Annotated in this window: 6 protein-coding genes; 1 reads left to right on the forward strand and 5 read right to left on the reverse strand. The window is 74.5% G+C overall.

Annotated features, from left to right (window positions below):
* Nucleotides 1-87 precede the first annotated feature (87 nt).
* From eno to AB0H87_RS37815, 5 genes are read right to left on the reverse strand one after another with little or no spacing between them, the layout of a single operon-like run.
* The gene (eno, locus tag AB0H87_RS37795) at nucleotides 88-1,380 is read right to left on the reverse strand and encodes a phosphopyruvate hydratase (protein WP_360157291.1); all 1,293 of its coding nucleotides are present in this window, start codon (nucleotides 1,378-1,380) and stop codon (nucleotides 88-90) included.
* The gene (locus AB0H87_RS37800) at nucleotides 1,377-2,354 is read right to left on the reverse strand and encodes a phosphotransferase (protein ID WP_360157294.1); all 978 of its coding nucleotides are present in this window, start codon (nucleotides 2,352-2,354) and stop codon (nucleotides 1,377-1,379) included. The genes eno and AB0H87_RS37800 overlap by 4 nt, the downstream gene beginning before the upstream one ends.
* Nucleotides 2,354-3,097, reverse strand: a complete 744-nt coding sequence (locus tag AB0H87_RS37805; RefSeq protein WP_360157297.1) for an SDR family oxidoreductase — start codon at nucleotides 3,095-3,097, stop codon at nucleotides 2,354-2,356. Before AB0H87_RS37805 ends, AB0H87_RS37800 begins: the two co-directional genes overlap by 1 nt.
* Nucleotides 3,085-3,771: an FCD domain-containing protein gene (locus tag AB0H87_RS37810; protein ID WP_360157300.1), complete on the reverse strand. Its 687-nt coding sequence runs from the start codon at nucleotides 3,769-3,771 to the stop codon at nucleotides 3,085-3,087. The genes AB0H87_RS37805 and AB0H87_RS37810 overlap by 13 nt, the downstream gene beginning before the upstream one ends.
* 47 nt (nucleotides 3,772-3,818) lie before the next feature.
* A complete protein-coding gene (locus tag AB0H87_RS37815) occupies nucleotides 3,819-4,241 on the reverse strand; it encodes a hypothetical protein (protein WP_360157303.1) in 423 nt (140 codons plus the stop codon).
* An 85-nt stretch (nucleotides 4,242-4,326) separates the two neighbouring features.
* On the opposite strand from AB0H87_RS37815, the gene AB0H87_RS37820 reads away from it, so the two are divergent.
* Nucleotides 4,327-5,095: phosphotransferase (locus AB0H87_RS37820; protein WP_360157306.1), on the forward strand; the 769-nt coding region annotated here is incomplete at its 3' end.

The following is a 5,095-nucleotide window of genomic DNA, read 5'->3' on the forward strand; positions in this document are numbered from 1 at the left end:
GTTGACGAACACGTCCCGGCACTGCGGGTTGGTGTCCGAGTCGTACGTGACCACCTTCGCGCCCGCGGTCTTGGCCTCGGTCAGGGGTCACCCGGCCGCGGTCATAGCCCGCCCACCGAGAGTCGCGGCGCCGGCGAACCGGGCGTCGGGCGCCGTCGCCTCGATCTCGAGCAGCCGGTTCCATTTGGCCGTACGTTCCGAGCGGGTGGTCGAACCGACCTTGATCTGGCCGGCACGCCAGCCCACCGCCAGGTCCGCGAGCCAGCTGTCCTCGGTGTCGCCGGACCGGGCGCTGACCACGGTCGCGTATCCGGCGGCCCGCGCCTGCGCGACGACGCGTTCGGCCCGGGTGACCGTGCCGGCCTGGTTGGGCTTGACGAGGACCGCGTTGGCCACACCGGCCTCGACGCCGCGCCGCAGCCGGTCGCCGTCGGTGGCGAACAGGTCGTCGCCGAGGACCTGCCGGGTGGGGCACCAGCGGGCACTGGCGGCGCGCCAGGCGGTCCAGTCGTCCTCGGCGACGGCGTCCTCGACGGAGACGACGGGATAGCGGGCACACCAGCCGTCGAGCAGGTCGACCCATGCGGTCGGGTCGAGGGTGCGGCCCTCCCGGCGCAGGCGGTAGCCGGCCCCGTCGCGCAACTGGTTGGCGGCGACGTCGACGGCCAGCGCGACCCGCCCGTCGAGGCCGGCCCGCGCGATGCCCTCGGTGACCACGGCCAGCGCGGCCTCGTTGTCGTCGAGCGCCGCGGCCAGGCCGCCCTCGTCGGCGACCAGCGGACCGCCCACACCGCGCTGCGCCAACGCGTCCGCGGTGGCCGCCCGGACGCGCGACGCCCACTCGATCGCCTCGGCGAAGCTGCCGGCACCGACCGGGACGACCAGGATGTCCTGCAGGTCGAGCAGCCCGCCGGCGTGGGCGCCACCGGAGACGATGTTGACCATCGGCAGCGGGAGGAGCGGCTCGGGGCCGCCGAGCCGCCGCCACAGGGGCTCGCGGGCCTGGTCGGCGGCGGCGAGCGTCACGGCGAGCGAGACCGCGAGGACCGCGTTGGCGCCGACCCCGCCCAGCAGGCGGTCGCCGTCGGTCGCCTCGAGCGCGGCGTCCACGGCCGGCCGGTCGTCGGCGTCGTGCCCGACCACGGCCGGTGCGAGGACGGCTCCGACGTTGGCGACCGCGCGTGAGACACCCTTGCCCTGGTAGCGGTCACCGCCGTCGCGGAGCTCGACGGCCTCGTGGCCACCGGTGGAGGCGCCGGAGGGCACCACCGCGCGTCCCGTGCCGCCACCGGCCAGCGTCACCGCGCAGGCGACCGTCGGGCGGCCACGCGAGTCGAGCGCTTCCCACGCGCGTACGTCGGTGATGCGGGTCGACGTCATGCGAACAGCTCCTCGACGTGCGACGGAGGGTGGTGCAGCAGGGCGGCGCCGCGCGCGACGGTCGTCTCCCGTTGCGGCGCGGTCAGGTACTCCGCCGGCGACTTGCCGTGGACGCGGGCGATGAGCAGGCAGCCGACGTGCCCGTGCACGCGCGGCCAGTCGGGCGTGAGACCGGCGCCCGCCGAAGCCGTGTAGGCGGCGGCGAACACAGTGGTGCAGGACCGGAACGCTTCCGTCCACTCAGGCCGGTGGATGGACTTCAGCGTCAGGTGGCTCAACAGGAACGCCAGGTCGAAGGCGGGATCGCCGAGGTGGGCCACCTCGAAGTCGATGATCAGGGCGGTCCGGTCGCCGACGAGCACGTTCTTGGGGGACAGGTCGCCGTGCACCAGCGTCGGCCGCGGCGGTGCCGCGAGCGCGGCGGCGTGGGCGAGCAGCGCGCGGGCGTACGTGGGGGCGCGGCGCGCGGCGGTGCGGTAGTAGGGCTCGACCCGCAACTGTTCGAACGCCGCCGCGGCCCGCATCCGGGGTGGTACGCCGGCGCCGTCGAGGGTGGCGCGGTGCCATCGACCGACGACGTCGCCGATCCGGGCCGCGACGGCCGGGTCGATCTCGCCGGCCAGCAGCCGGGACTTCCAGTCGGTCCACGAGGCGGGTGCGCGGGCGACGACGAGCGCGTGCCGGTCCGGGTCGTGGTGGACGACCTCCGGGACGCTGCCCGGCACGAGGGTGGCCGCGAGCGTCATCGCCCACGCCTCCGACTCGGCGCGCTCCTGCGGCGCGGTCCACTCGTCGGCGACCCGCAGCCGGTGCAGGGCCTGCTTGAGCACCACCGAGCGGGCGCCGTCGTCGACAGCGAGGACCACGTTGCTCACCCCGCCGCCGAGCGGCGTCACCACCGCGCGGTCGGGGTCGATGCCGATCCGGTCGGCGAGGTACGGCACGGCGGTCCGCGCGTCGAACAGTTCGACCATCAGTAGGTGGCCCGCCCGCCGGAGAGGTCGAAGGTGAAGCCGGTCGTGAAGCCGCACTCCGGCGAGACGACCCAGGCGATGAGCCGGGCCGCGTCATCGACGGTGCCGGCGCGGCCCATCGGAATCCGGTCGAGCATGTAGCGCACGACCTCGTCCGGCAGCTTGGTGAGGAAGCCGGTGTCGATGACCGCCGGCGCGAGGGCGTTGACGGTGATGCCGTCGCGTGCGTACTCCTTGCCCTGCGCCTTGACCATGCCGATCATTCCGGCCTTCGTGGCGGAGTACCCGATCATGTTGGGGTTGCCCTCCTTCCCGGCGATGGAGGCGACGTGGACGATGCGGCCGTAGCGGTGCGGCAGCATGTGCGACACCGCGACCTGCGACACCACGAGCGCGCCGCGCAGGTTGACCGCGTAGGCCTGGTCGAACGCGTCGAGGTCGACCAGGTGGCTCGGCGCGCCGGTCGGACCCTGGACGCCGGCGCAGTTGACGACGGCGTGCACCTGGCCGTACGCGTCGGCCACGGCCTGGAACGCCGCGCGCACCGAGTCGGCGTCCGTCACGTCGGCGCCGTGGGCACTGGCGCTGCTCCCGATGGCCTCGGCCGTCTCGCGGGCGGACCGTTCGTCGCGGTCGAGGCAGGCGACCGTCATGCCCCGGGCAGCCAGCAGCGCGGACGTCGCCCGGCCGATGCCGGCGCCCGCGCCCACCACCACGGCGACCTGTCCGGCTATGCCCTCCATGGCTTTCCCTTCAGGTTGAGTTCCACATTGGACAAGAGTGCGCGCATCGCCTGCTCCGCACGGGCGGGATCGCCGGCCACGACGGCCTCCGCGACCCGGCGGTGGGCGGCCACGACCGGCGCGGTGGAGCCGCCGGCCCCGATCTGCCCGTCGTAGCTGAGCGCGAAGCTGGTCCGCAGCGACTCCTCGAGTGCCTCGAGCACCTGGGCCAGCATGCGGTTGCCGCCGGCCGTCGCCAGCGCGGCGTGGAAGGCCACGTCCGCCTCGTGGTATTCGGCCTCGCCGGCGGCATTGGCCATGCCATCGAGGGCGGCGTCGAAGGCCGCGGCCGCGGATGGGCCGGCGTGCCGGGCGGCCAGCGTCGCGGCGCCCACCTCGAGGGCCTGGCGGACCTCGACGAGCTCGAGCGCCGACCGCTGGTCGCCCCGGGCTGCGACACGGAAATGCCGCGCGAGCATCCCGCTGTCGGGACGCCGCACGGTCGCCCGGCGGCCCTGCGTCAGCTCGACCAGCCCGCGGCCGGCGAGGATCTTGAGTGCTTCGCGGACGGTGATCCGGCTGAGACCGAACTGCCGGCCGAGCTCCGCCTCGGAGGGAAGCCGCATGCCGGGCTCGAGGTCCTCGGTGGTGAGCACTTCCAGGCGCCGGGCCAGCTCCTCGACGGCGGAGGTCATGGCGAGCAACTTGCCATACAGGTTACGGTCGGTCAATGTTTTCGCGGCTACGACGAATCCGGCTGCCCGCCCACCAGTTCGGCCGAGATCTCGCGTTGGTCCATCGCCGCCTGGCGGGCGTCGGCCTGGCGGTCGCGCTCGTCGGCGAGCCGGTCCCGCTCGTCTGCCGCCCGCTCGCGGGCGTCTGCCGCCTGCTCGCGTCGCGCCACGGTGCGCTCGCGCGAGTCGGCGTCGTGTGACCAGACGGTGGCCAGCGTGACCCGGCGTTGGGCCTGCTCCTCGCGGCCGGCGACCGCGTCCTCGCGCATCGACACGGTCGACGTGCGTTGCTCGAGTTCGACGTCGCGCTGGTCCGCCGCCGCGTCCCGGGCGTCCGCCACGGTGTCGCGCGCGTCGGCGAGCTGCTCGCGGCGCTCCAGATCGGCATGACGCCCTGCGTCGTCGCCGCGCGGAGCGTCTTCGTTGTCCACGCGTCGAGCGTATTCCCGCGGCACGGCCATGTCATCGCCCGATAAACCCGGTGACGGCGGTCGCCGACCCCGCGAAAATGGCAACGTGGCAGAAGTCGAGGTCGTCGTCGCACATTCCGAGCGCACGACCCTGCGCGTCGGCGACGTCTTCCTCAAGGTCGACGCTGATCAGGCGCGGCTCGACGTCGAGGTCGCGGCGATGGCGATGGTGCCGGTCCCGACGCCTGAGGTGCTGTGGCGGAAGCCGCCCGTGCTCGCGCTCGCCGCCCTCCCCGGGACCGCACTCGGCCGCCTCGGCCAGCCTTCGACCGCGTCGGCCGCGGCGTGGGCGGCGGCGGGTGCCGCCGTGCGGGCCCTGCACGACGCGCCGCTGCCGCCATGGCCCGGGCGGAGCCTCGACGGGATCGCGGCGGACCTCGACAGCGAGTGCGGGTGGCTCGTCGCCAACGGCGTCCTTCCCGCCGACCTGGTCACCCGCAACCGCCGGGTCGCCGAAGCCGCGCTCCGGCCGTGGACACCGGTGTTCGCGCACGGCGACCTGCAGGTCTCCCACGTGTTCGTCGACGGCGACGCGGTCACCGGCGTGCTCGACTGGTCCGAGGCGGCCCGCGGCGACGCCCTGAACGACCTCGCCATCCTGACGCTCGGCCACCCGGAGCACCTCGACGACGTCGTCGCCGGTTACGGCACCGACGTCGACCTGGACGTGATCCGCGCGTGGTGGTCGATCCGCAGCCTGCTGGCGATCCGCTGGCTGGCCGCACACGGCTTCGACCCGTCCTCGCACGGCCTCCGGCGTCACCCGGTAGACGCTCGCGCCCCCGGCCGACTCCGGCTCGGCCACCACCTCCAGC

The sequence above is a fragment of the Asanoa sp. NPDC050611 genome (assembly GCF_040654855.1).
Classification (GTDB): Bacteria; Actinomycetota; Actinomycetes; order Mycobacteriales; family Micromonosporaceae; genus Asanoa.